This window comes from Pelomonas margarita (assembly GCF_043555875.1).
Taxonomy (GTDB): domain Bacteria; phylum Pseudomonadota; class Gammaproteobacteria; order Burkholderiales; family Burkholderiaceae_C; genus Pelomonas; species Pelomonas margarita.
On record NZ_JBIGHW010000003.1, the window covers coordinates 397,891 to 422,711 of the forward strand.

A 24,821-nucleotide genomic window follows, 5' to 3' on the forward strand; every position below is an offset into this window, starting at 1 on the left:
CGATGCTATCCGCTCAGCACGAACTCAGCGGTAGTGTCTTGCCAGGCTTTCTGCGATGCAGACCGGCTTGGCAATGCCCTCGGCCTCGACGGCCACTTCCACCGTCAGCTGCATCGCGCCGCCCGCCACCTCGTCCATGGCCAACAGCCGGAAGGCCGCGCGCAGCCGGCTGCCCACGGGCACAGGCGCCGTGAAGCGCACCTTGTTCAGCCCGTAGTTGACGACCATGCGCGTCTCGCGCACGGCGAAGCCGGTCTCGAAGAAGTACGGGATCAGCGACAGCGTCAGAAAGCCATGCGCGATCGGCCCGCCGAACGGGCCGGCCTTGGCGCGCTCGGGGTCGACGTGGATCCACTGCCGGTCCTCGGTGGCCTCGGCGAAGGCGTTGACGCGCGGCTGGTCGACGCTGATCCAGTCGCTGTGGCCCAGGGGCTGACCGATGAGGGCCTGCATGTCGGCCAGGGTGTCGAAGATGCGCATGGGAATGAAGAGGCTGTCGTGCCGGAGAAGTTACCCTAGCCGGCCATGGCCGACCGACCCTTACGCGACATCCTCGTCCTCGCAGCCCACCCCGACCTGGCGCGCTCCCACGTCACGCGCACGCTGCTGGAGGCGCTGCGCGCGTCGCCCGCGGCTGACCGCGTCGAGCTGCGCGACCTCTACCGCCTCTACCCGGACTTCCACATCGACGTCCCCGCCGAGCAGCAGGCCCTGCAGGCCGCGCGGCTGGTGGTGATGCTGCACCCCATCTACTGGTACAGCATGCCGGCGCTGCAGAAGCTGTGGCTGGACGAGGTGCCGCGCCTGGGCTGGGCCTATGGCCCCGGCGGCACCGCGCTGCACGGCAAGAACTTCTGGCTGGTGGCCTCCACCGGCGGCGGCGCCGAAGCCTACGCGCCCGGCGGCCACAACCATCACCCCATCGAAGACTTCCTGCTGCCCTATCGCCAGTCGGTCCACACCTGCGGCATGACCTGGCTGCCCCCGCAGGTCCTGCATGCCGCGCACCGCGCGACGCCGGCGCAGGTCCAGGCCCATGCCGACCTGTTCGTGAAGCGGCTGCAGCAATTCCCGGACTGGTGCGAGCGCGCGGCCGACCCGGGCGCGGGCGACGAGGATGCCGTTGCACTGGACGAACGCCCGCCGCTGTTCTCATCCCTGGACGGAGGCACGGCATGAACCACCACGGCGCCTGGCTGCAACTGCCGCTGGTCTTTCTGGCTGCCGCCGTGCTGGCCGTGCCGCTGGCGCGCTGGCTGCGGCTCGGATCCATCCTGGGCTACCTGGTCGCGGGTCTGCTGATAGGCCCGCAGGTACTGGGCCTGGTTCCCAACGCCAGCGCCATCCCCGAAGTGGCTGAACTGGGCGTGGTGCTGATGCTGTTCCTCGTCGGTCTGGAGCTGGAGCCCAAGCGGCTGTGGGCCATGCGGCGGCCCATCTTTGGCTGGGGCAGCGTGCAGCTGCTGGGCTGCGCGGCGGCGCTGACCGCCGTGGGCCTGGCGCTGGGCTACCCGTGGCGGCTGACCGTGGTGGTCAGCCTGGGGCTGGCCATGTCGTCCACGGCCGTGGCGCTGGCGGTGCTGGCCGAGCGCAACCTGGGCCGCACGACGGCGGGCGAGAGCATCCTGTCCGTCGCGCTGCTGCAGGACATTGCCGCGATTCCCGTGCTGGCGCTGGTGCCCATCCTGGCCGTGGGCGGCGCTGCGGACGATGGCGACGGTCAGACCTGGCTCGCCGCCGCCAGGGCCGTGGGCGCCATCGTCGTCATCATCTTCGGCGGCCGGCTGTTGCTGCGCCCGGCACTGCGCTGGATCGCGCACAGCAAGACGCCCGAGATCTTCACGGCCGCCGCGCTGCTGCTGGTCATGGGCACGGCCGCGCTGATGCTGACGGTCGGGCTGTCGATGGCGCTGGGCGCCTTCCTGGCCGGCGTGCTGCTGGCAGAAAGCGAGTACCGCCGCGAGCTGGAGACCGACCTGGAGCCCTTCAAGGGCCTGCTGCTGGGCCTGTTCTTCATCGCCGTCGGCATGGGGCTGGACCTGAAGGCCGTCGCGGCCCAGCCCGGCGTCGTCGCGGCGCTGGTGGCCGCGCTGCTGGCCTGCAAGATCGTCGTGCTCGCGCTGATAGCCAAGGCCATGAAGATCCCGCTGGTGGAGCGCCCGGCCTTCGTCATCCTGCTGGCCCAGGGCGGGGAGTTCGGCTTCGTCGTGTTCCAGCTCGCGCGCGGCGAAGGCATGATCGACGCGGCCCAGAACTCCGCACTGGTGGCGGCCGTGGCGCTGTCGCTGGCGTTGACGCCGCTGCTGCTGACAGGCGGCGACCGGCTGATGTCCCAGAAGCTCGCGCGCCGCGGCCTGAAGGGCGCCCGCGCCGAAGCGCCACCACCGCCCTCGCCCATCATCATTGCCGGCAGTGGCCGCTACGGTCAGGTCGTGGCCCGCATGCTGCGCGCCAGCGGCCTGGAGGCCACGGTACTGGACCACGACTCCGAGGCCATCGAGAGCCTGCGCCGCTTCGGCTGGACGGTGTACTACGGTGACGCGACGCGCCTGGACATGCTGCGCACGGCGGGTGCGGCGAGCGCGCGCATCCTCGTCATCGCCATCGACGACATCGCCCAAAGCGTCGGCATCGCCGAGCTGGCGCGCGAGCATTTCCCGCAACTGACCGTGGTGGCCCGCGCGCGCAATGTGCAGCACTACCACCAGCTGCAGGCCGCCGGCGTGGGCCACATCGAGCGCGAGACCTTCGATGCCGCGCTGATGAGCGCCCGCAGCGTGCTGGAGCTGACGGGCATGGAGCCGCACGCCGCGCGGCGCCAGGCGATGCGCTTTCGCCGCCACAACATCGAGGTGCTGCACCGCATGCTGCCGCTGCAGGGAGACGAGAACGCGCTGATCGCTGCCGCCAAGCTGGGCCGCCAGCAGTTCGAGCAGCAGATGGCCGCCGAACGCGAGGCCGACGAGGCCCACCGCCAGGCGCAGCGCGGCGGCTGGGACGCAGGCGCACCCCCATGAACCCCGCCCATGCCGCAGCCGGCTTGAGGCGGGCAGCGACAATCGCCGCATGTTCGCCCCGTCCCAGCTCGAAGTCCGCCGATTCTTCTGCGCCACCTACCGAAAGTGGCGCGATGGCCTGCCGCTGATCCCGATGGAGGCGCTGGCGGCCGACTGGATCGCCGAGCATCCCGAGTACCACGACGAGCTCGCGGACGAAGCCGCCGCGCTGGAGAAGGTCTACACGGTGGAGGAAGGCCGTACCAACCCCTTTCTGCACCTGTCCATGCACCTGACCATCACGGAGCAGCACGCCATCGACCAGCCCTCCGGCATCCGCCAGGCCATCGACCTGCTGAGCGCGCGGCGCAACTCGCGCCATGAGGCGCACCACGTGGCCATGGATGCACTGGGCGAGATGATCTGGGCCTCGCAGCGCAGTGGCCTGCCGCCCGACGGCCATGCCTACCTGGACAAGGTGCGGCAGGCTGCGACGCGCTAGAAATGACAAAGCCACCCGAGGGTGGCTTTGCAGGGGACGCGGAACCCGTCAGGCGGTGTAGCTGCCGCCGCCCAGGCTGCGACGCTCGGCCTTGCCGCCCGCGCCATACAAGCCCGTGGGCTCGCTGGGGATCAGCACATCCAGCGCACGATCCAGCGACGCGTTGCCGCGTGCCAGACTCTCGCGCTGCGCGGCCAGCAGGCCGCCGGCGCGCACCAGCCGGTTGCGCAGCGCCGCAGGAACACCGCCGCTGCGTGCGGCTTCGCCGAAGCTCTGCACGGCACGGGCCAGGTGCTGGTGCAACTCGGCCGCATGCTGCTCGATGGCGGCCGCGTCGCGGCGGGCCAGCGCGTCGCCCAGCTGGTTCAGCGTGGACTCGACGGCCAGCAGCGGCGCTTCCAGCTCGGCGCTGAGGGGGGTGGGCGAGGCGATGGCGGTCATGGGTTCAGTGCTTGTTGGCGCGGCTGTCCAGCAATTCTTGCGCATTCGAGACCAGTTTGTCCGCGATGGCCTGGGCGTTGATCGTGAACTTGCCCTCGGTAATGGCCTGGGCGATGCGTTGCACCTTGGCGGTGTCAAAGCTGCCGTCCTCCGTGCTGGTGCTGGCACTGGCGGCCAGCTTGGCCGCGCTGGAGATGGCGACCTGCGTGCTGGGCGCCGGTGCGCTGGCGGCCGGGCGAGCGCCTTCCGTCGTCCCGGTGGCCTCCGGCTTGCGCGCAGCAGGCCGCTGCTCGGCCTTGGCCGGAGCAACGCTGCCTTCGGGGCTGTTACCGATCTTCATGGGCTTCTCCAGGTCGCGAGGCGGGCCTCGCCGAGGGGCAATACAGGTGAGTTTCCCCTTGTATCGGCACTTCGCGCTTCGACTTGAGCGAGAACAGTCGGGTTTTTAGGGCCTTTTCGGGCCGTTCGTGGCGCAATGCTCACAGCGGCAGCTCCACCTGACGTTCACCGACCGCACGCCCGCTGGCCACCCGACCGCTCTCAAAACGCACGCGCACGTCTTGCCCTTCGATGCCGGCCGACAGCGCCTGCGCCTCGCTGGCCACGGCAAATCCCGGCCCCAGTGCCAACACCTTGACGGTCTCGCCCGCCGCAAACCACTGGCGCGCCTTCAGCGCCGGCGCGCGCACCGCCTCGGCCGCAGCCAGCGGACGGGCCAGCGTGCGCCCAAGCAGCTGCGCCGGGTCGCTGAACACGGCGCCAGGCTCGGCTGCGATGTCGATATCGGCCAGCGCCAGGTATTCTTGAGTCAGCGCGACGCCAGCCGGTAGCGCGGCGCCGGCCACGACGGCGCGGCCATAGACGGCCACGCGCACCGGCAGCGTCACGTTCCAGCGGGCCGTGCCGTCGGTGCAGCGCAGGCCGATGCGGCTGCGCCCCCAGGCGGCCACGCCGGCCGGCAGGTAGGGCTGCACCTGCCGGCAGGGCGCCAGGCGCAGCCGGGCATCAAGCTGGCCGGTTTCCACCACCACGCGGGTGCCGGGTGGCGCCGTGGCACGGGCGGCCGTCTCGGCCAGCTGGCGCACGCGCTCGACCAGGGCCGGGTCGAGCACGGCCTGGGCCTGGGCATTCAGCCCGACCAGCAAGAGGCACGACAGGGACGCCATGAGACGCAGCATGGCCGTCACTCTAGGCAGCGCAGCCGCCGCCACGAGGCCGGAATTGAGCGGCTTTGCCCCCGTTAATCCCGCTCATGTTTTCGGGGCCGGTTCAGACAATTTGCGCCAAGGGCCATGCCGGCCCGCTCCTCGGACGAGGCTCCCGATGTTGAACCGACTGACCGACACGCTGAATTTCCAGACCCAGGCGCTCACGCTGCGGGCGGAGCGGCAGCGCCTGCTCGCCAGCAACATCGCCAACGCCGACACGCCGGGCTACCAGGCCCGCGAGATCGACTTCGCCAAGGCTTTGCGCGAGGCCACCGGCGAGATAGGCACGCCGGGCGCGATGGCCGCCACGCAGCGCGGCCACATCGCGCCGCTGGCCGGCGCCCGGGGCGAGAGCGGCAAGGAGTACGCGCTGCAGTCGCAAACCAGCCTGGACAGCAACGGCGTGGACATGGACCGTGAGCGCGCCAGCTTTGCCGACAACGCCGTGAAGTACGAGGCGACGCTGCGCTTCATCAACGGCTCGGTGCGCACGACGCTGGACTCGATGAAGTCCCACACCCAAGGTTGACCGAGGAGTAGGCCGCCATGTCGATGTTCCAGATCTTCAACGTCTCCGGCAGCGCGGTCAGTGCGCAAAGCCAGCGGCTCAACGTCGTGGCCAGCAACCTGGCCAACGCCGACACCGTGGCGGGCCCGGACGGCCAGGCCTACAAGGCGCGCCAGGTGGTGTTCCAGACAGCGCTGATGGGCGCTGGCACCGACAGCGGCAGCGCCGGTGTGCGCGTGACCAACATCACCGAGGACCAGACGCCGGGCCGCCGCGTGCTGGACCCCAAGCACCCGCAGGCCGACGCCGAAGGCTACGTGACCTACTCCAACGTGAACCCGGTGGAAGAGATGGTCAACATGATCTCGGCGTCGCGCTCGTACCAGAACAACATCGAAGTCATGAGCACGGCCAAGAGCCTGCTGCTCAAGACGCTGCAGCTCGGCCAGTCCTGAGCGCTGAGGAACCGCCATGGACATCACCGCCCTCAACGGCAGCAGCTCGCAGACCACGTCGACCTCGACCAAGAACGCTGCCGACACGCAGGACCGTTTCCTGAAGCTGCTCGTCGCGCAGATGAACAACCAGGACCCGCTGAACCCGATGGACAACGCGCAGGTGACGAGCCAGATGGCGCAGATCCAGCAGGTCACCAGCCTGTCCACGCTGGACACCAGCATCAAGAGCCTGGGGTCGCAGCTGGGCCAGATGCAGGCGCTGCAGTCCATCTCGCTGGTGGGCCGCGAGGTCAGCGTGCCCAGCGACAAGATCCAGGTCGTCAGCGGCGCGGCCGAGGGCAGCTACGAGCTGGACGGTCCCGCCAAGAACGTGAAGCTGGAGATCCTCAACGGGGCTGGCGCCGTCATCGACACGGTGCAGCTGGGCGCGCAGGGCTCGGGCCGCCAGACCTTCTCTTGGGCCGCCGGCACCAAGGTCGCCGAAGGCAGCGAAGTGAAGTACCGCATCACCGCCACCAACGGCACGGCCGCCGTGACCGCCACCACCTACGCCTACGACAAGGTCAATGCCGTCTACAGCGAGGGCGGCAGCCTCAAGCTCAACCTCGATCGCCTCGGCCCGGTGGACTACGCGTCCGTCTCGGCCGTGAACTGACCGCCCTCTCCCGCCTACCGCACGACAGCAAGGACTCCCCCATGAGCTTCCAGCAAGGCCTCTCCGGGCTCAACGCCTCCTCCAAGAACCTGGACGTCATTGGCAACAACATTGCCAACTCCGGCACCTATGGCGCCAAGGGCTCGCGGGCGGAGTTCGCCGATGTCTACGCCGCCGCGCTGAACGGCGCGGGCCAGAACCAGATCGGCATCGGCACCACGCTGTCCACGGTCGCCCAGCAGTTCACGCAGGGCAACATCTCGACCACCGAGAACCCCATGGACCTCGCCATCAACGGCGGGGGCTTCTTCCAGGTGACCGACGGGGTGAACCCGACGCGCTACACGCGCAACGGCCAGTTCAAGGTCAGCAAGGACGGCTTCATCGTCAACAACGACCAGCTCAAGCTGATGGGCTACCCCGCCAACGGCGCGGGCGTCATCCAGCCCGGCACGGCCACGCCGCTGCAGCTGCCCACCGGCGGCATCCCGCCCGCCGTGACCTCGGAGGTGGAGATGGAATTCAACCTCGACTCTCGCCTGGCCATCACCGCCCCGGCCAGCGGCGCGGGCATGGACCTGACCGACAGCACCACCTACAACAACGCCACCTCGATGACGGTGTACGACGCCAAGGGCCAGGATGTTGCCATCACCTTCTACTTCCAGAAGGCCGCCACCGCCGCCGATGGCAGCGACACCTGGAACGTCTACGCGACGGCCAACGGCACGCCCTTCGCCGAGACTGCCCCAGACGCGGCCAATCCCAATCTGCTGACGGCGCCTTTCACCACCATCACCTTCCCGCCCACCGGTGGCTCGCCCACCAGCCCGGCTGCACCCATCACGATGAACGTGCCGGCTGGCTTCAGCGCCCGCGGCAACGCGACGCTCGCCATCGACGGCATCCAGCTCGACCTGACCGGCGCCACCGAGAACGGCAGCAGCTTCGCCGTGACCAACCTGACGCAGGACGGCTACGCGCCAGGTCAGCTGACCGGCATCACCGTGGCCAACAACGGTGTGGTGCTGGCGCGCTACTCCAACGGCCAGAGCAAGCCGGCCGGCCAGGTGGAGCTGGCGTCCTTCCGCAACCCGCAGGGCCTGCAGACCATGGGCGGCAACGTGTGGATCCGCACCGTGGACTCCGGCGACGCGGTCGTGGGCGTCCCTGGCGACGGCAACATGGGCGCGCTGCAATCTGGCGCCTTGGAAGAGAGCAATGTCGACCTCACCGCGGAGCTGGTGAACATGGTGACCGCCCAGCGGGCCTACCAAGCCAACGCGCAGACCATCAAGACGCAGGACCAGGTCCTGCAAACCATCGTCAATCTCCGCTGAACGCGGGCGAGGCTGAAGCATGGATCGGATGATTTACCTGTCGATGGCCGGCGCGAAAGCCGCCATGCAGCGGCAGGACGTGCTTTCGCACAACCTCGCCAACGTCACGACCAATGGCTTTCGCGCCGAGCTGCAGGCCTTTCGCGCCGTGCCGGTGCGCGGCGATGGCGCGTCCACGCGCGCCTTCGCGCTGGAAACCACCATTGGCTACAACGACGCCCCCGGCGCGCTGACGCCCACCGGTCGCAATCTCGACGTGGCGATGCAAGGCCGCGCCTGGCTGGCCGTGCAGGGGCTGGACGGCACCGAGGCCTACACCCGCGCCGGCTCGCTGGACGTCAACGCCGAAGGCCTGCTGGTGATGCGCAACGGCCTGCAGGTGCTGGGCGACGGCGGCCCCATCAACGTGCCGCAGAACAGCCAGGTGTCCATCGGCAGCGACGGCACCATCAGCGCCAAGCAGGCCGGCCAGCGGCCCACCACCGTGGGCCGGCTCAAGCTCGTCACGCCCGAGACGACGGCCCAGCTCACGCGCGGCGACGACGGCCTGTTCCGCGCCGCCGATGGCGACCTGCCCGCCGACCCCGCCGCACGGCTGCAGGACGGTGCGCTGGAAGGCTCCAACGTCAGCGCCGTCGAAACCATGGTGGCCATGATCGCTGCCGGCCGCCAGTTCGAGCAGCAGATGAAGCTGATGCAGATCGCCCAGACCCAGGGCCAGCAGTCGGCCAAACTTTTGGGGAGTACCTGACCATGATGCGCTCGCTCTGGATTGCCAAGACCGGCATGGAAGCCCAGCAGACCCAGCTGGACAACATCTCCCACAACCTCGCCAACGTCGCCACCAACGGCTACAAGCGCTCGCACGCGGTGTTCGAGGACCTGATTTACCAGAACATGCGCCAGGCCGGCGCCAACAGCACCGAGCAGACCACGCTGCCCACCGGCCTGCAGGTGGGTCTGGGCGTGCGCCCGGTGGCCACCGCCCGTATCTACACGCAGGGCAACCTGCAGCAGACCAGCAACAACCTGGACCTGGCCATCAAGGGCGACGGCTTCTTTCAGATCCAGATGCCCGACGGCACCACCGCCTACACCCGCGATGGCGCCTTCCAGCTCAATGCCAACGGCCAGATGGTCACCAGCAACGGCTACACCGTGCTACCCGGCATCACGATCCCGCAGAACGCACAAACGCTGACCATCGGCAACGACGGTACCGTCAGCGTCACGCTGCCCGGCCAGGCCGCGCCGCAAACGGTGGGACAACTGCAGCTGGCCAACTTCGTGAACCCGGCCGGTCTGGACCCGAAGGGCCAGAACCTGTTCACCGAGACGGCCGCCAGCGGCACGCCCAACACCGGCGCGCCCAACAACAACGGCATGGGCGCGCTGCAGCAAGGCTTCGTCGAGACGTCCAACGTCAACGTCGTTGAGGAGCTGGTGCAGATGATCCAGACGCAACGCGCCTACGAACTGAACTCCAAGGCCGTGCAGACCTCCGACCAGATGCTGCAGAAGCTTGCGCAGATTTGAGGCCATCGCCATGAAGCACGCCGTCACCCCGCTGCTCCTCGCCGCCGCCCTGCTCACCGGCTGCGCCACGCCCTACCCCACGCCGCAGGTGGAGCTCAGTCACACGCCGGTCGTCAACCTGCCGCACCTGCCACAGCCGGCCGCCGCCAACGGCGCCATCTACCAGGCCGCCGCGTACCGGCCGCTTTTCGAGGACCACCGCGCGCGGCTGGTGGGCGACACGCTGACCATCAACATCACCGAGCGCGTGTCGGCCTCGCAGACCAGCACCAGCGAGCTCAGCAAGAGCGGCACGCTGGCCGCCGGCGTCACCGCGCTGCCGCTGGTGGCCGGCAACTCCTTCGGCCGCGCCTCGGCCGAGGCCACCTCGGCCAACGACAACAAGGGCAAGGGCAGCAACCAGAACACCAACGAATTCACCGGTGCCATCACGGCCATCGTGACCGGCGTGCTGCCCAACGGCCACCTGATGATCAGCGGCGAGAAGCAGATCGGCGTCAACCGCAACGTGGACGTGCTGCGCTTCTCCGGCCAGGTGGACCCGCGCTCCATCGGACAGGGCAACGCCGTGTCGTCCACGGCCGTGGCCAACGTGCGCATCGAGCAGCGCGGCCGCGGCGCCACGGCCGACGCCCATGCCGTGGGCTGGCTGTCGCGCTTCTTCTTGAACATTGCACCGAGCTGATCGGACGTTGCGACCCGCTGCAGCAGCAGCCCCTCAGCCCTTGATCGACCCCAGGTAGTCCACCGCCAGGTGCGCCAGTGCGCGCACGCCCACCTCCAGCCCGCGCTCGTCGACGAAGAAGCGTGGCGAGTGATTGGCGTGGGCCTGGCTGGGGGCGATCTCGGGCGGCGTCACGCCGACGAAGAAAAACAGCCCCGGAATCAGCCGCTGGAAGAACGAGAAGTCCTCCGCGCCGGTGACCTTGGGCACCAGCTCGATGCCCATGGGCCGCGGGCCGGTGCTGGCCACGCGTGTCAGCGTGGGCAGCATCTGTGCGGTCAGCGCGGGGTCGTTGCGCGTGACCGGGTAGTTCTTCGTGATGCACACCTGGCAGCTCGCGCGCGACGCTGCCGCGATGCCCTCGGCCAGCTCCGTAACGCGCGCATGGATGTCGTCGCGCATGCCCTCGTCGAAGCTGCGGATGGTGCCGCGCATCTCCACCGTCTCCGGGATGATGTTCTCGCGCACGCCGCCCTTGATGGCGCCGATGGTCACCACCGCCGGCTCGCGGTTGAGGTCCAGCGTGCGGCTGACCACTGTCTGCAGGCCCAGCACGATCTGGGCTGACGTGACGATGGGGTCCACCCCCAGCCACGGCGCCGCGCCATGCGTCTGTCGGCCCTGCACGGTGATCTTGAGCTTGTCGGAGCTGGCCATCGTCGGCCCTGGCCGGTAGCCGATCACGCCGGCCGGCTGCCGCGAGGTGACGTGCAGGCCGAAGATGGCGCTGGGCGTGGGCTTCTCCAGCGCGCCTTCCTGGATCATCAGCGCCGCGCCGCCCTGCTCGCCCTCGGGCGGCATCTCCTCGGCGGGCTGGAAGATGAACTTGATGCTGCCGTGGATCCGCTCGCGCAGCCCGGCCAGGATGCTGGCCACGCCCATCAGGATGGCGACATGGCAGTCGTGCCCGCAGGCATGCATGACACCCACCTCTTCGCCGTTCCACAACGCCCGCGCCTTGGACGCAAACGGCAGGTCCACGGCCTCGGTGACGGGCAGCGCATCCATGTCCGCACGCAGCGCCACCACACCGCCAGGCTGGCCGCCCTTGAGCAGCCCGACGACGCCGGTGTGGGCCACGCCCGTGCGCACCTCGTCAAAACCCAGAACACGCAGGTGCTCGGCGACGAGGGCGGCGGTACGGAACTCGCGGTTGCCTAGCTCGGGATGCTGGTGCAGGTCGCGGCGCCAGGCGATTACCTGGTCTTGCAAGGCTGCGGCGGCGGCGTCGATGGCGGTGGTCAGGGACATGTACGAGCCTCCGGGGCAAACGCGGCCAGTATGGCCTCAGATGCCTTTGCGAGCGGCCCACCGCCGCACTGACGCCACCCCCAGCACGGCGGCGAGCGCCAGTTCCACGGCGAGCCAGCCGGCCCCGCGCACCAGTGGCAGGCCGATGGCGGCCGCAGCCGCCGTGAGCAAGAACACGGCGCCGAACATCAGAGCAACGGCGAGCAACAAGCCGACAAGATCGTTGCGCCGCGCGCGCACCCAGGCTGCCAGCGTGAAGGCCACGCACAGGTCGCCCAACACCGTGGCCCCGGTGCCCAGCACGGCCCAGCGCCCCTGGACGGGCGTGCTAAAAGCCGCCACGGCCACCAACACCGTCAACGCCAACACGCCGCCAGCCACGCTGCGCAGCACCATGCGCCGGGCCCACTGTGGCGGCGTGATGCCACCGGGCGCGAGTTGGCGCCGCCAGTGCGCGGCCGGATGGACCAGCGCGCAAGCTGCCAGCCCCGTCAGCAAAGCCATCCAGCCGGCGTAGGTCGCCAGGCCGACACCCTGCACCGGGGTCTCCCACACCTGGTGCCGCCACGCCGTACAAGCCAAGGCCAAAAGAGGGGCCAGCACCGACCGGCGCCAAGCAGGCATCTCGGAAAAGCGCCCGCCCTGGCCCTCCGCCTCCTCGCCATCGAAAGGCAAGGACTGCCAGACCTGCGCCGGCTGGAACGCGGCCGTGGCCGCACCGGTCGCCGGCACACCGGCCCAGCGCTGGCGGTGCTGCACCAGCCGCTGCCTCAGCACCCGCCAGCCCAGCGAGAGCAGCAGCAAGGTCAGCATTGACAACGCCGGCCAGGCCAGCAGCCACTCCCGCAAGGCTCGCTGCCAGCTCAAGGCCAGCACCAACACGATCCAGCTCAGCAGCACCCAGCGGCCCGCCCTGCCGCGCCAGGCCAGCCCGCACCAGCCGCCCAGCGCCTGCGCTGCCAGCAGCAAGGCCAGCACCGCCAGCAAAGCCTGCGGCATGCGGGCGAGCGAGTACGACGTGGACACCTCGGCATGGAATGCCAGCGCCAGCGGACCGCACACGCCGAAGCCAGCGCTGACGAGCAACTGCCACCACAGCCGTTGCCGCACCTGTGCCACAGCGCGCGATGGCGCCACGCGGCCCTGCCAGTTCGCAGTCCACAGCGCCGCCGCGGACGCCGACATGGAGGCAGCCAGCGCCAGCATCGCGGCCTGCAGCCCGATGAAGGCGCTCAACACCGTCTGGGACACGCTAGAAGCCATCAAGGCCGTACCCAGCGCCAGCAAGCTGGTCAGCCCCGGCGCTAGCAGGCCCATGATGGTCGGCCCGTCATCGAAGAACGGGCCGCGTGGCATGGTGAAGGAGGCCGCCATCGGTTCAGGCCTCCTTGTTGAGGTCGCGGCGGCTCCACGCGCGTATCGCCGCCAGCGTCATCGGCACAGTCAGTGCCAGTTGCAGCGCCAGCCACAAGGCGCCCCGCTGTGGAGTCAGGCCCAGGCCCATCAGGCCGTAGAGGACCAGCGCCGGCAGCCCGGGGACGGCCAGTACCAACATCAGGCCCAGCAGCCCAGCCCGCCAGGCAGTCAAACGAAGGCTGAACAGGCTGCCCAGCCAAAGCATGAAGCTGCTGGCCAGCAGCACATCGCCCATCAACAGCAGCCAGTTGCCGGCCGTGACATAGGGGCTGCCACTGACACGAAACAGCACGACCAGGGCCAGCGCCACGGTGATCAAGGCGCCAGCCGCCGCCATGGAGCCCAGCACCATGCGCACGGCCCAGCGCTGCGGGCTCATGCCGCGCGGGGCCAGCCGCAGGCGCCAGTGCAGAGGCGGCGCCACACGGCAGCCCGCCGAGGTCATGCAGGCGAACAGCAGGAGGCCGCCATACAGCGCGCAGTCATAGAAGCCCTCATAGGCCTGGCCCCAACTGAGCCAGCGCATGCGCTCGGCCTGGCCGACGAGCTGTGGCAGCCAGGTCAGTGGCAGCAGCATGCCCACGAACCGGTAGCGATGGCTGCTCTGCCGCACCGGCGCGGTCGGCTCCAGGCCGCTGGTCACGCGCCAGCTCTGGTAGCTCGTGGTGCGGCGCAGCCAGGCAATGGGCCGGGGCCGGGGCCAGGGCAGCGGCGGCGCCAACACGGCAAGCGCGCGGGGCAAACCCAACCAGCGCCACAGCAGCGCAGCGCTAGCAGCCACAGGGACCAGCGGCCAGCCGCTGCCGAGCGCACCTTCATGCGGCAACGCCCCCAACAGCCCGACCAGCAACATCCCTGCGGGCACTAGCAGCACACGCGGCGCGCGGCCATGCCAGCTCAGCGCGGCGGCCAGGCCCGCGAACAAACAAGTGACGGGAACCGTCAACGCGCTGAAGACCGCCGCCCAGCCGTCGCCCCGCCAAGCCAGCACCAGGGCCAGGGCCAGCGGCCCGGCTGCAGCGATGGCGCCCATGCGCCAAACATCGCCCAGCAAACCAGCACGCACGCGATCCCGCGCGCCCTGCGGCGCGACCCGGCCCTCCCAGTGACGCAGGCGATCGTGCGCCGCCAGAGCCAGCGTGCCCGCGCCAAGCGCCAGCAGCGTGCCCTGAATGATCAGCAGCGGCAGCAGCGCGATCGCGGCGCCACGGAACTCCAGCGCCAGCGAGGCCGGCAGCAGCGCCACGGCGCTGACCAGGCCGGGCAGCAGACGCGTCAGCAGCGGCAGGTCGAAGGCGACGGGCTCGCCGCCCGGCGTGGTGTTGGCCAGGGCGATCATGTGTTCAGCACCTCCAGCAGGTCTTCCATGCCCAGGCCCGGCTGGCCCGCAGCGTCAGGCCGCTGGCGCGCATCCACCAACAGCTGCCCGCCCTGCGCCGCGCTCCAGTGCAGGCCCGTCGAGTCGGGATCGCGCGCCGGCACGCAGCGCAGATGCTCCACGGCATCGTCCCATTCGATGAACAGCTGCACCCGGCCCTCGCGCAGGAACAACACATGGCTGACCACACGCTCCAGGTCGCTGAGCAGATGGCTGGACACCAGGACCGTGCGCGGCGCGGGCTTGCGGCGCAACGCGAACAGCGCACGCATGAAGTCGCGACGTGAGATCGGGTCCAGGCTGGCCACGGGCTCGTCCAGCAGCAGCAGGTCGGGGTCGTGGGCCAGCGCCAGCACGACGGCCAGCTTCTGCTGGTCGCCCAACGACAACGCGTCGGCACGCCGGCCCAGCGGCAGGTCCAGTCGCACCGCCAGCGCCAGCGCGTCGGGCAGGTGCACGCCCGGATAGACGGCCGCCATCTCGGACAGATGCTCCTGCCCGGTCAAGCGCGGGAACAAGTCGGGCGTCTGCGCTGCATAGCCCAGGCGCTCGCGCACTGTGTCGGTCAACGCCAGGCTGGGTTCGCCCAGCAACCAGGCCTCGCCCGCATCGGGCGTCTGCAGGCCCAGCAGGCAGCGCATCAGCGTGCTCTTGCCGGCGCCGTTGCGCCCCACCAGGCCCACAACGGCGCCCTCGGGAATGTCCAGATCAATGCCATCCAGCAACTGCGGGCGGGCCGAGCTCCACTGGCTGTCTTGCACGCGCAGGCCGAGCTGCCGGGTTTGGATGGCGGGGGTCATGGGGCGTCCTGTTCGAGGGAGTCAAAGACCTGGGCGAGGCCTGCCAAGGTGTCGTCGGGCGTGATGCCGAGCTGGCGGGCCTGCCGCGCCAGCGCCTGCAGCGCCGGGGCCAGCAGCGCCAGGCGGTCGTCGCCCGCCGGCTGCACACCGGCCGCCACCACCATGCCCACACCGCGGCGGCGCGCCAGCAGGCCCTCGGCCTCCAGCAGGCTGTAGGCCTTGCTGACCGTCATGGGATTGATGGCATGCCGCTCCGCGACGGTGCGCACGCTGGGCAATTCGTCGCCCGGCCTCAACTGGCCGCCCGCCACCAGCCGCTGCACCTGTTCCACCACCTGGCGGTAGATGGGCGTGGCCAGTTGGGGCTGGATGTCGAAACTGAACGGGGCGTCCGGCATGCGTATTAGTGTATTACTTTCACAATACACAACACAAGACACCCGGGCCGCGCCAGCAGGCGCGAAATTGGCGGGCGTCAGCAGCCCTATTCCACGGCTTCGCGGGCTCAAGCCTGCTCAGAATTCGCCGAGTGAAGACCCTGAACGCCCTCCTCCTTTGCCTCAGCCTCGTGCTGGCGCCCTTCTCGCATGCCGCGCGCATCAAGGAAGTAGCGTCGGTGGCCGGCGTGCGCTCCAACCCGTTGACGGGCTACGGGCTGGTCGTGGGGCTGGACGGCACGGGTGACCAGACTACACAGGCCCCCTTCACCGGCCAGAGCCTGACCGCCATGCTGCAGCAGTTCGGCGTGCTGCTGCCCCAGGGCGTGACCATGCAGCCTCGCAACATCGCCGCGGTGCTGGTGACCACGTCGCTGCCGGCGTTCGCCCAGCCAGGCCAGCCGCTGGACATCAACGTCTCCTCCATCGGCAATGCCAAGAGCCTGCGCGGCGGCACGCTGATCGCGACGCCGCTGCGCGGCGCGGACGGCCAGGTCTATGCCATCGCCCAAGGCAACCTGGTGGTGGGCGGGGCCGGCGCGTCGGCGGGCGGCTCCAAGGTGCAGATCAACCACCTCAGCGCCGGCCGCATCCCGGGTGGCGCCCTCGTCGAACGCTCGGTGCCCACGCCACTGGCCCAGGGCGACTTCATCCAGTTCGACCTCAACAGCAGCGACTTCGCCACCGCCCGCGCCGTGGCCCAGGCCATCAACAAGCTCAAGGGCAACGGCGTCGCTCAAGCCATGGACGGCCGCGTCGTGCGCGTGAAGGCGCCCACGGCGCCGGACGAACGCGTCGCCTTCCTGGCCGACGTGGAAAACCTGCCGGTGGACATGGCGCCCGCCGCCGCCCGCGTGGTCATCAACGCGCGCACCGGCTCCATCGTCATGAACCAGGCAGTCACGCTGTCAGCCTGCGCAGTGGCGCACGGCAGTCTGTCCGTCACCATCAGCTCCACGCCCATCATCAGCCAGCCCAACGCTCTGTCGGGCGGGCAGACGGTGGTGGCCGAGAAGGCCGACATCGCCATCCGCCAGGAGCCCGGCAGCCTGATTCAGCTGCCCGCCGGCGCGCGGCTGGCCGACGTCGTGCGCGCCCTCAATTCACTGGGTGCCACCCCCCAGGACTTGCTCGCCATCCTGCAGGCCATGAAAAGCGCGGGTGCCCTCAATGCGGAGCTCGAGGTGATCTGATGGCTTCTCCGTCGTTCCAGTCCATCGCTGGCCAGAACCTGGGCGGCCTCGACACGCTGAACAGCCTCAAGGCCCAGGCCTCGCGCGACCCCAAGGCCAGCATCCGCGAGACCGCCAAGCAGTTCGAGTCGCTGTTCATGCAAGAAGTCATGAAGAGCATGCGCGCCTCCACGCTGGCTAGCGGCATGCTGGACAACAGCGCCACGCAGCTGGGCACGGAGATGCTGGACACGCAGTTCGCCGGCAAGATGAGCGGGCTGCCGGGAGGGCTGTCCGACGCCATCACCCGCCAGCTGCAGCGCCAGATGGGCGTGCAGGACCTCAGCCCCGAGGCCGTGCGCCGGGCCAGCCAAACAACGCTGGCCCAGGCATTGCCAGCACTGGCCACCAAGGGCATTCCCAACCACGTGCAGAGCTTCATCCAGCAGCACGACGCCTCGGCCCGCGCAGCGTCAGCGGCCACGGGCATCCCGGCCAGCTTCATGGTGGCGCAGGCCGCCCACGAAAGCGGCTGGGGCAAGCGCGAGATCACCGGTGCCGATGGCAGCAAGAGCCACAACATCTTCGGCATCAAGGCGACGCCCGGCTGGACGGGCAAGACCGTGGACGTGAAGACCACCGAAGTCATCAACGGCCAGGCGGTCAAGGTGACGGCCAAGTTCCGAGCCTACGGCAGCTACGACGAGGCCTTCAAGGACTACGCCCGCCTGCTCAGCAACAACGACCGCTATGCCAAGGTGGTGGCCCAGGCGCAGAACGGGAATGCTGCCGGCTTCGCTCGTGGCCTGCAGCAGGCCGGCTACGCGACCGACCCGGCCTATGCCGAGAAGATCGCCCGCACCATCCAGACCACGCAACGCGTGCAGAGCACCCTCGCCTAAGGACTAGCACGACATGGCCGGCCTGCTCACTCTCGGCGCCCGCGCAATGTTCGCCAACCAGGCGGCATTGCAGACGGTCGGCCAGAACATTGCCAACGCCAACACGGCGGGCTACTCGCGCCAGTCGGTGGTGCTGGCTCCTTCGGAAGGCCAGTACACCGGCGCCGGCTTCTTCGGCCGCGGCGTGGACATCCAGACGGTGGAGCGCGCCCACAACCAGTTCCTGACCCGCGAGGCCGCCAGCGCCAAGGCCACCGCGTCCGCCGACGCCACGCGCGCCGAGCAGCTATCGCGAATGGAGAAGGTGTTCCCGCCCGGCACCGAGGGCCTGGGCTACGCGGCCAGCCAGTTCCTCAACGCGATGGTGGATGTGGCCAGCCGCCCCAGCGACCCCTCGGCCCGCCAGGTCGCGCTGGGCCGCGCCAGCGAGATGGCCACGCGCTTCTCCAACGCCGGCCAGCAACTGACCGACCTGCAGGCCGGCGTCGTCAGCGACTTGCGGGCCTCGGTCACGGTGGTCAACCAGCTCGCGCAGCAGATCGCCTTCGTCAACGACCAGATCTCCAAGATGAAGGGCGTGGGCCACGAGCCCAACGACCTGCTCGACAAGCGTGAGCAACTGGTGTCGCAGATCAGCGAGTACATGGCCGTCAGCACGCTGCCGGCCGACGACGGCTCGCTGGGTGTGTTCATCGGTGGCGGCCAGCGGCTGGTGCTGGGCAACCAGGCCGCGGCGCTGCAGATCACCGCCGACAGCTACGACTCGGCCCGCGCCCAGATCTCGCTGAAAGAGGGCAACAGCACCCGCCCGCTGGACGAGAGCGTGCTGACCGGCGGCTCCATGACGGCGCTGCTGGCCTTCCAGAACCGCGACCTGCAGGACGGCCGCAACCTGCTGGGGCAGCTGGCGGCCACCATAGGCACGCGCATCAATGACCAGAACTCGCTGGGGCTGGACCTCTCCAACCCGCCCGGCGCCGGCGCCAACATCTTCAACGTCGCCGTGCCTCGCGTGCTGCCCGCCTCCACCAATCCGCGCGACGCCAACGGCGCCTTCTTCAGCGGCGTGCAGGCCAGCATCGTCAATGCCGGGCAACTGCAGGCCAGCAGCTACAAGCTCACGTCCAGTGCGCCAGGCGTGTATGAGCTGACACGGATGTCCGACGGCCTGAAGCGGACCGTCAACGATGGCGACACAATCGACGGCTTCCAGCTGACCTTCACGCCCGGCGCACCCTCGCCGGGCGAGAGCTTCCTGATCGAGCCGGTCGGTGAAGCCGCCGTCGAGATGCGCCGCCTGCTGGACAGCCCCAACGGCATTGCGGCCGCCTCGCCGCTGACCGCCTCGGCCGCTGTCGCCAACAAGGGCACACTGACCGTAGACAGCATCTACGCCGTCAACGACAGCTTCGACGCCAGCCGCGCGCCCATGACGCTGGTCTTCGGCGGCGCCGACCCGGCCGATGCGAATGCCGTCACCTACACGCTGACGCTGGCCGACGGCAGCGTACTCAATGGCAGCTGGAAGTCCGGCCAGCCCATCGGCAACCAGCCCGACTTGGGCATCAACCTCGGCTTCGAGCTGCGCACCAACGGCGTGCCCCGGGAGTTCGACACCCTCAGCATCGCGCCCACCGTCTACACGTCCACGAACAATGGCAACGCCAAGGCCTTCCTGAACATCCAGTCCGAGGCCTACATCGGCCGCCAGCTGCTGCCCGACGGCAGCATCACCGCCGGCAGCACCATCAACGACACCTACGCCGCCGCGATGAGCGAGATCGGCGCGCGCGTGCAGAGCGCCACCTACCTGTCGAGCGTGTCCACCAGCGTGGCCACGGACGCCGAGACCACGCGCGCCGGCCAGGCCGGCGTCAACCTCGACGAGGAGGCCGCACGGCTGATGCAGTTCCAGCAGGGCTACCAGGCCGCCGCCAAGGTGCTGCAGACGGCCCAGGCGCTGTTCGACGAGCTGATGCGCGTCGCCCAACGATGACTAGGAGCCCGTCATGAGAATCGCCACCGCCAACTTCTTCGATGGCTCCATCGCCAACCTGCAGCGGCGCCAGAACGCACTGCAGGACCAGCAGCAGCAGCTCACCTCCGGCAAGCGCATCGCGCTGGCCAGCGACGACCCCACCGGCGCCGCACGGGCCGAACGGGCGTTGGCCTCCATCGGCCGCGTCGAGGCCAACCAGCGCGCGCTGGAAGCCAGCCGCAACGGCATGACGCTGGCCGAATCCGCCCTGGGCGACGCCAACGAACTGCTGCAACAGGCGCGCGAGACCATGGTGGCCGCCGGCAACGCCAGCTACTCCGACGCCGAGCGCGAAGGCCTGGCCAACAAGCTGCAGGGCCTGCGCGACCAGTTGCTCACCATCGCCAACCGCAGCGACGGCAGCGGCGGCTACATCTTCTCGGGCCAGGGCTCGGCCAGCCCGCCCTTCCTGGACCAGCCCGGCGGCGTGTCCTACGTGGGCGTGGCCGGCACCGTGCAGACCGGCAACATCGACAACTTCCAGCTCAGCGTCGACGGCCGTGGCGCCTGGGAGCAGGCCGCCAGCGGCAACGGCAGCTTCGAGACCGCACCGCGCGCCATCGTCGCCGACCCCGCCACCGGCGCCCCGCGCGTGCAACTCATCGACCCCGGTGCCACCGCCGCCAACGGCGGCGTGCCCGTGCCGCTGGTCAACGGCATCACCGGCGCGGTCGCGTCCGGCTGGATCGACAGCGGCCGCGTCGTCGACCCGTCGCTGCTGACCGGCCACAACTACCGCGTCGACATCGCCGGCAGCTCGCCCAGCCAGACCTACACGCTGATCGACCAGGACCTGGGCAGCGTCGTCTCCAGCGGCGCCTTCAAGCCTGGCCAGGCCATCGTGGGCGACGGCATGGCCCTCACCATCACCGGCACGCCGGTCGACGGCGACGCCTTCGCGGTTGCCGGCTCGCGCAACGGGCTGAAGCTGTTCGACGCCATCGACAAGGCCATCATCGACCTCAAGACCACGCTGCGCACGCCGGTGCAGGTCACGCAGGGCAACGCGGCTGCTATCCGCGACATCGATGCCGTGATGGGCAACCTGCAGAGCATGCGCAGCCAGGTCGGCGAACGGCTGAACAACCTGGACGGCACCGAAAGCCGGCTCGCGGCGCTGAAGCAGTACAGCAGCGAGGAACGCAGCGCCGCCGAGGATCTGGACATGGTGCAGGGCATCTCCGACTTCCAGAACCAGCAGACCGGCTACGACACCGCGCTCAAGACCTACGCGATGGTGCAGCGCATGTCGCTGTTCCAGTACCTGACCTGAGCCCGCGCGCGGCGGCCTGACGGCCGGCAGCGCGGATCGTGAAGCCGTCACGCCCGGCTGCGATGGGAGCCGGCATGGCGTGGCAGACTGCCGCATTCCCGCCGTCCCCGCGCCCACCATGTCCGACAACACCCCCGCCGCCCTCGACCACGCCATCCTGCCGGGCGTCGCACTGGGCTACTCGCCGGTCATCGACCGCCAGCGCGCCATCGCCGGCACACGGCTGACGCTGGTGCCGCTGCGGCCCGACGCGAAGGTGGACCACGCCGAACTGCTGGCCGCCCTCGCAGCCGCCTTCCCGGCCGGCGGCATCGTGCTCAGCCCGCAGGGCGAGGCGCTGTTGGGCGCGCTGCTGCAACAGCCCCCGGCCCAGCCCGTGCAGATCGAGGTGCCCGCCTTCATCGCCGCCGACGAGGTTCACGGCCCGGCCATCGCGGCGCTCAAGGGCGCCGGCCACAGCGGCCTGCTCAAGGGCCTGCCCAGCATCGCCCTGCCCGCGCCGGTGGCCGCGGTGTTCAAGGACATCGTGCTGGAGCCCGGCCAGACGCCGCCGGCCGGTACCCGGCTGGTGTGCGCCGGCCTGCGCGGTGGCCAGGCCCTGGACGCCGCCTTCGAGGCCGGTGCTCAGCACGTCATCGGCTGGCCCATGGACGGCAGCTACGAGGCCGAGCCCGGCGCCAAGACCGAAGTCGCGGCCGACCTGCAGGTCATCGTCGAGCTGATGTCGCGCGTGGACGAGGGCGAGGACGTCGAGCGCCTGGAACAGACCCTGAAGCGCGACCCCAGCCTGGCCTTCAAGCTGCTGCGCTACATGAACTCGGCCGCCTTCGGCCTGCCGGTGGAGGTATCCAGCTTCCGCCACGCCATCATGCTGCTGGGCTATGCGCGCCTGAAGCGCTGGCTGGCACTGCTGCTGACGACGGCCAGCAAGGACCACAGCATGCGGCCCATCATGTACGGCGCCGTGCGCCGCGGCCTCATCATGGAAGAGCTGGCCGCCGGCATGGATGACCGCGAACAGCGCGACGAGATGTTCATCTGCGGCCTGTTCTCGCTGCTGGACCACATGCTCAAGGCGCCGTTCGACAAGCTGCTGCAGAGCATCCCCGTGCCCGAGCGTGTGCGCCAGGCGCTGGTGGACGAGACCGGCCCCTTCCTGCCCTACCTGGAGCTGGTGCGGGCCATCGAGGCCGAGAGCGTGTTCGACTACCGCGAGCGCACCGCCGCGCTGATGATTGGCGCGGGCGAAGTCAACGCCTGCGTGCTGCGGGCGCTGCACAAGGCCGCCCAGCTCGAATGACCGGCTCGCCTGCGCGGCGCACGGCCCGCCACCGCAACTGACTCATGTTCGGCCAAGCCCCCTCCGCTGCGCTGCTGGAACTCCTCAGCGACCCGGTGCTGACGCTGCGCGCAGACCTGTCTACGCTGCGTGCCAACCCGGCTGCGCGCGACTGGCTGGGCGGCGACGCCATCGAAGGCTGGCGGTTGCTGCGCCAGGCCGCGGGCAGCCGCCTGGAAATCTGGCTGCGCGACGCCACCCGCGCCATCGACGCTGGCCGTACGCCGCCGCTCGCGCCGCCCCTCAAGCTGGCCGGCGGCCAGCGCGCCACGCTGCACCTGCTGCGCGACCGGCCCAACTGGCTGCTGCACGCCCGCCTCAGCGCCGCTGACAGCGACGAGCCGCCGCTGGCCGAATGGCTCGCGCTGTCGCCCCAGCCCGCCGCGCTGGCTGACGCCGGCAGCGGCGCGCTGCTGCGCCGCAGCGGCGCCTTCGATGTGCTGTGCCCCGGCGCGCCCCGCCACCTCAACGAGTTGCCCGATCTGCTGCAGGCCCTGCTCGGCTGGAGCCAGGACACGGTGCTCCCCGCGCTGGCCGCGCAACGCCCGCAGGACCCGCCACTGCTGACCGAGGCCGAGTTCGTCGACGCCCAGGGCCGCCACCGCTGGCTGCAGGCGCGGCTGCGCCTGTGGCGCCAGCCCGGCCGCACGCTGCTGCTGGCGCTGCTGGAGGACCACAGCGTCCAGCACGAACGCGACCTTGCCCACCAGCAGCTGGACGCGCTGATGGACACCGCCGCCGTGGGCCTGGCAACCTTCCAGCCCGAGGCCGGCTGGCTCAAGGCCCACCGCAAGGGCTCGCCGTTCAAGGCCGGAGCCAAGCAGCCGGCCGCCTCGCTGCAGGGCATCAGCCGCGAGCTGGTCGAACCCGCCTCGCTGCCCGAGTTCGAACGCCTGCAACGCGCGCTGAAGAAGGGCGACGCCGTCGAGGTGCGCTACGCCGTGCGCCACCCCGAGCTGGGCCGGCGCTGGCTGCTGACGCGCGTGGCGCCAGGCCTGCTGGCCGGCGGGCGGCGCTCCACGTCCGTCGTCACACTGGACGTCACTGCCCAGGCCCAAGCCGAGAATGCACTGCTGCTGCGCGCCGAGAACGAACGCACGGTGCTGGACTCCGTGCTGGTGGGCATCGTCACCGTCGGGTCCGACGGCATCGAATGGATGAACCGCTCCGCGCGGCGCATGTTCAGCTGCGAGCTGGACGACGTGCTGGGTCAGCCCATGGGCGTGCTCGCGCCCGATGACGAGGGCCACGTGTTCCATGGCGAGCCCGGCAGCGAGGTCTTCGAGTGCCGGCTGCGCGGCCGCGACGGGCGCGAGTTCTGGGTCATCGGCAACGCCGTGCAGACGCCGCGCGAGGACGGGGGACTGCGCCTGACCTACGCGCTGCTGGACATCGACCGCCGCCGCCAGGCCGAGGCACAGAGCCGGCTGGCCCAGGCCTCGCTGGCCCGCATCATCGAGGGCGCGCCGCTGGCCATCACGCTGCACGAGGCGCAGAGCCTGCGCATCGTCAAGCTCAACCAAGCCGCAGCCGCACTGGCCGGCCGCCCGGAAGCCGCGCTGCTCGGCGGCACGCCAGCCCAGCTGTTCGGCGACGAGCTGGGCACACGCGTCGCGGCCGACATGCGAGAGGCGCTGGCCTCGCAGGCCGTGGTGCAGCGCGAGTACGCCGTCACAAAGGGCGCCCTCAGCCGCGTCTGGGACACCCGTCTGCTGCACCTGGCCGGCAGCGACGACACGCCCGAGCTGCTGCTGCTCGTCGCCAGCGACGTGACAGAGCAGCGCGCCGCCGAGCAGGCGCGGCTGCAGGCCGCCATCTCGCAGCGCGAGCTGCTGGTGCGCGAGGTCCACCACCGCATCAAGAACAACCTGCAGGGCGTCGCCGGCCTGCTGCAGCAGATCGCCCAGCGCCGACCGGAAGTCGCGCCGGTGCTCAAGGAGGCCGTGGGCCAGGTGCAGGCCATCGCGCAGGTCTACGGGCTGCAGGTGGGCGCCAGCGGCCCGCTGCTGCTCAAGCGCGTATTCGACGCCATCGTCGGCTCGGTGCAGCGCACGCAGGGCCGCGTCATCACCACCGCGGCCGAAGGCGGCGCGTTGCTGGACAACTGGTGCCTGCCGGAGGCCGAGGCCATTCCCATCGCGCTCAGCCTCAACGAGTTGCTGGGCAATGCGCTGCGCCACAGCGACGGCGCCCAAGTGCGCTGCCAGCTCATCTGCGACCCTTGCGGCGTGACCGTCGAGATCGTCAACCCGGGCCGGCTGCCGGACGGCTTCCTGCTGCAGAACGTGAAGAGCGGCGTCTCGGGCCTGGGCCTGGTGCGCGCGCTGCTGCCACGGCGCAGCGCCATCCTGAGCCTGGAGCAGCAAGGCAGCGACGTCGTCTGCCGGCTGGAACTGATCCCGCCCAGCGTGGTTCACAATCCGGCCACAAAACCAAGTTCTGGGTAG

The 24,821-nt window shown here is 70.0% G+C and carries 25 protein-coding genes; 16 read left to right on the forward strand and 9 right to left on the reverse strand.

Translation table 11 applies throughout. The annotated features are described in order from the left end of the window. Positions 1-24: 24 nt before the first annotated feature. Positions 25-480 (reverse strand): MaoC family dehydratase, encoded by a 456-nt coding sequence (locus ACG0Z3_RS07865; protein WP_394396724.1) that lies wholly within the window; start codon positions 478-480, stop codon positions 25-27. Between the two features lie 45 nt (positions 481-525). On the opposite strand from ACG0Z3_RS07865, the gene kefF reads away from it, so the two are divergent. The 3 genes from kefF to ACG0Z3_RS07880 are packed head-to-tail and all read left to right on the forward strand — an operon-like array spanning position 526 to position 3,498. Then, positions 526-1,179, forward strand: coding sequence for a glutathione-regulated potassium-efflux system oxidoreductase KefF (gene kefF / locus ACG0Z3_RS07870; protein ID WP_394396725.1), 654 nt, complete (start codon positions 526-528; stop codon positions 1,177-1,179). Continuing rightward, positions 1,176-3,017 (forward strand): glutathione-regulated potassium-efflux system protein KefC, encoded by a 1,842-nt coding sequence (gene kefC / locus ACG0Z3_RS07875; RefSeq protein WP_394396726.1) that lies wholly within the window; start codon positions 1,176-1,178, stop codon positions 3,015-3,017. The genes kefF and kefC overlap by 4 nt, the downstream gene beginning before the upstream one ends. Positions 3,018-3,066: 49 nt before the next feature. Next, the gene (locus ACG0Z3_RS07880; RefSeq protein WP_394396727.1) at positions 3,067-3,498 is read left to right on the forward strand and encodes a DUF1841 family protein; all 432 of its coding nucleotides are present in this window, start codon (positions 3,067-3,069) and stop codon (positions 3,496-3,498) included. Between the two features lie 48 nt (positions 3,499-3,546). Here the strand turns inward: ACG0Z3_RS07880 and ACG0Z3_RS07885 are convergent, their stop codons facing one another. The 3 genes from ACG0Z3_RS07885 to flgA all read right to left on the reverse strand — a co-directional run bounded on the left by ACG0Z3_RS07885 (position 3,547) and on the right by flgA (position 5,117). Next, positions 3,547-3,939: a hypothetical protein gene (locus tag ACG0Z3_RS07885; protein ID WP_394396728.1), complete on the reverse strand. Its 393-nt coding sequence runs from the start codon at positions 3,937-3,939 to the stop codon at positions 3,547-3,549. Between the two features lie 4 nt (positions 3,940-3,943). Beyond that, positions 3,944-4,279, reverse strand: a complete 336-nt coding sequence (gene flgM, locus ACG0Z3_RS07890) for a flagellar biosynthesis anti-sigma factor FlgM (RefSeq protein WP_394396729.1) — start codon at positions 4,277-4,279, stop codon at positions 3,944-3,946. A 139-nt stretch (positions 4,280-4,418) separates the two neighbouring features. Next, entirely contained in the window at positions 4,419-5,117 is a 699-nt protein-coding gene (flgA, locus tag ACG0Z3_RS07895) for a flagellar basal body P-ring formation chaperone FlgA (RefSeq protein ID WP_394396730.1), read from the reverse strand. 145 nt (positions 5,118-5,262) lie between these two features. Between flgA and flgB the strand changes: the two genes are divergently transcribed. From flgB to ACG0Z3_RS07930, 7 genes are read left to right on the forward strand one after another with little or no spacing between them, the layout of a single operon-like run. Further along, positions 5,263-5,676, forward strand: a complete 414-nt coding sequence (flgB, locus tag ACG0Z3_RS07900; RefSeq protein WP_394396731.1) for a flagellar basal body rod protein FlgB — start codon at positions 5,263-5,265, stop codon at positions 5,674-5,676. A 17-nt stretch (positions 5,677-5,693) separates the two neighbouring features. Then, complete coding sequence (gene flgC, locus ACG0Z3_RS07905; RefSeq protein ID WP_394396732.1) at positions 5,694-6,110, forward strand: flagellar basal body rod protein FlgC; 417 nt, start codon at positions 5,694-5,696, stop codon at positions 6,108-6,110. 16 nt (positions 6,111-6,126) lie between these two features. Beyond that, positions 6,127-6,768 carry a flagellar hook assembly protein FlgD gene (locus tag ACG0Z3_RS07910; protein WP_394396733.1) on the forward strand — a complete coding sequence of 214 codons (642 nt, stop codon included), beginning with the start codon at positions 6,127-6,129 and terminating at the stop codon, positions 6,766-6,768. A 41-nt stretch (positions 6,769-6,809) separates the two neighbouring features. Next, the gene (gene flgE / locus ACG0Z3_RS07915; protein WP_394396734.1) at positions 6,810-8,108 is read left to right on the forward strand and encodes a flagellar hook protein FlgE; all 1,299 of its coding nucleotides are present in this window, start codon (positions 6,810-6,812) and stop codon (positions 8,106-8,108) included. 19 nt (positions 8,109-8,127) lie between these two features. Next, positions 8,128-8,859 (forward strand): flagellar basal-body rod protein FlgF, encoded by a 732-nt coding sequence (gene flgF / locus ACG0Z3_RS07920; protein WP_394396735.1) that lies wholly within the window; start codon positions 8,128-8,130, stop codon positions 8,857-8,859. Between the two features lie 2 nt (positions 8,860-8,861). Then, complete coding sequence (gene flgG / locus ACG0Z3_RS07925) at positions 8,862-9,644, forward strand: flagellar basal-body rod protein FlgG (RefSeq protein ID WP_394396736.1); 783 nt, start codon at positions 8,862-8,864, stop codon at positions 9,642-9,644. A 10-nt stretch (positions 9,645-9,654) separates the two neighbouring features. Next, positions 9,655-10,329 (forward strand): flagellar basal body L-ring protein FlgH, encoded by a 675-nt coding sequence (locus ACG0Z3_RS07930; RefSeq protein ID WP_394396737.1) that lies wholly within the window; start codon positions 9,655-9,657, stop codon positions 10,327-10,329. Positions 10,330-10,362: 33 nt separating this feature from the next. Here the strand turns inward: ACG0Z3_RS07930 and ACG0Z3_RS07935 are convergent, their stop codons facing one another. From ACG0Z3_RS07935 to ACG0Z3_RS07955, 5 genes are read right to left on the reverse strand one after another with little or no spacing between them, the layout of a single operon-like run. Continuing rightward, on the reverse strand, positions 10,363-11,619 hold the full coding sequence (locus ACG0Z3_RS07935) for an amidohydrolase (RefSeq protein WP_394396738.1): 1,257 nt from the start codon (positions 11,617-11,619) through the stop codon (positions 10,363-10,365). 36 nt (positions 11,620-11,655) lie between these two features. After that, entirely contained in the window at positions 11,656-12,993 is a 1,338-nt protein-coding gene (locus ACG0Z3_RS07940) for a hypothetical protein (protein ID WP_394396739.1), read from the reverse strand. Between the two features lie 4 nt (positions 12,994-12,997). Then, positions 12,998-14,374 (reverse strand): hypothetical protein, encoded by a 1,377-nt coding sequence (locus tag ACG0Z3_RS07945; RefSeq protein ID WP_394396740.1) that lies wholly within the window; start codon positions 14,372-14,374, stop codon positions 12,998-13,000. Continuing rightward, entirely contained in the window at positions 14,371-15,213 is an 843-nt protein-coding gene (locus ACG0Z3_RS07950) for an ABC transporter ATP-binding protein (RefSeq protein WP_394396741.1), read from the reverse strand. The genes ACG0Z3_RS07945 and ACG0Z3_RS07950 overlap by 4 nt, the downstream gene beginning before the upstream one ends. After that, positions 15,210-15,611 (reverse strand): GntR family transcriptional regulator, encoded by a 402-nt coding sequence (locus ACG0Z3_RS07955; RefSeq protein WP_394396742.1) that lies wholly within the window; start codon positions 15,609-15,611, stop codon positions 15,210-15,212. The genes ACG0Z3_RS07950 and ACG0Z3_RS07955 overlap by 4 nt, the downstream gene beginning before the upstream one ends. Before the next feature lie 131 nt (positions 15,612-15,742). On the opposite strand from ACG0Z3_RS07955, the gene ACG0Z3_RS07960 reads away from it, so the two are divergent. The 6 genes from ACG0Z3_RS07960 (at position 15,743) to ACG0Z3_RS07985 (ending at position 24,821) form a co-directional block, all read left to right on the forward strand. Next, positions 15,743-16,843: a flagellar basal body P-ring protein FlgI gene (locus ACG0Z3_RS07960; protein ID WP_394396743.1), complete on the forward strand. Its 1,101-nt coding sequence runs from the start codon at positions 15,743-15,745 to the stop codon at positions 16,841-16,843. Continuing rightward, entirely contained in the window at positions 16,843-17,724 is an 882-nt protein-coding gene (gene flgJ / locus ACG0Z3_RS07965; protein WP_394396744.1) for a flagellar assembly peptidoglycan hydrolase FlgJ, read from the forward strand. The genes ACG0Z3_RS07960 and flgJ overlap by 1 nt, the downstream gene beginning before the upstream one ends. A 13-nt stretch (positions 17,725-17,737) precedes the next feature. Continuing rightward, positions 17,738-19,720, forward strand: a complete 1,983-nt coding sequence (gene flgK / locus ACG0Z3_RS07970; protein WP_394396745.1) for a flagellar hook-associated protein FlgK — start codon at positions 17,738-17,740, stop codon at positions 19,718-19,720. Positions 19,721-19,733: 13 nt separating this feature from the next. Then, a complete protein-coding gene (gene flgL, locus ACG0Z3_RS07975; RefSeq protein ID WP_394396746.1) occupies positions 19,734-21,035 on the forward strand; it encodes a flagellar hook-associated protein FlgL in 1,302 nt (433 codons plus the stop codon). A 118-nt stretch (positions 21,036-21,153) separates the two neighbouring features. Beyond that, positions 21,154-22,335: an EAL and HDOD domain-containing protein gene (locus ACG0Z3_RS07980; RefSeq protein WP_394396747.1), complete on the forward strand. Its 1,182-nt coding sequence runs from the start codon at positions 21,154-21,156 to the stop codon at positions 22,333-22,335. A 44-nt stretch (positions 22,336-22,379) separates the two neighbouring features. Further along, positions 22,380-24,821 carry a PAS domain-containing sensor histidine kinase gene (locus tag ACG0Z3_RS07985; protein ID WP_394396748.1) on the forward strand — a complete coding sequence of 814 codons (2,442 nt, stop codon included), beginning with the start codon at positions 22,380-22,382 and terminating at the stop codon, positions 24,819-24,821.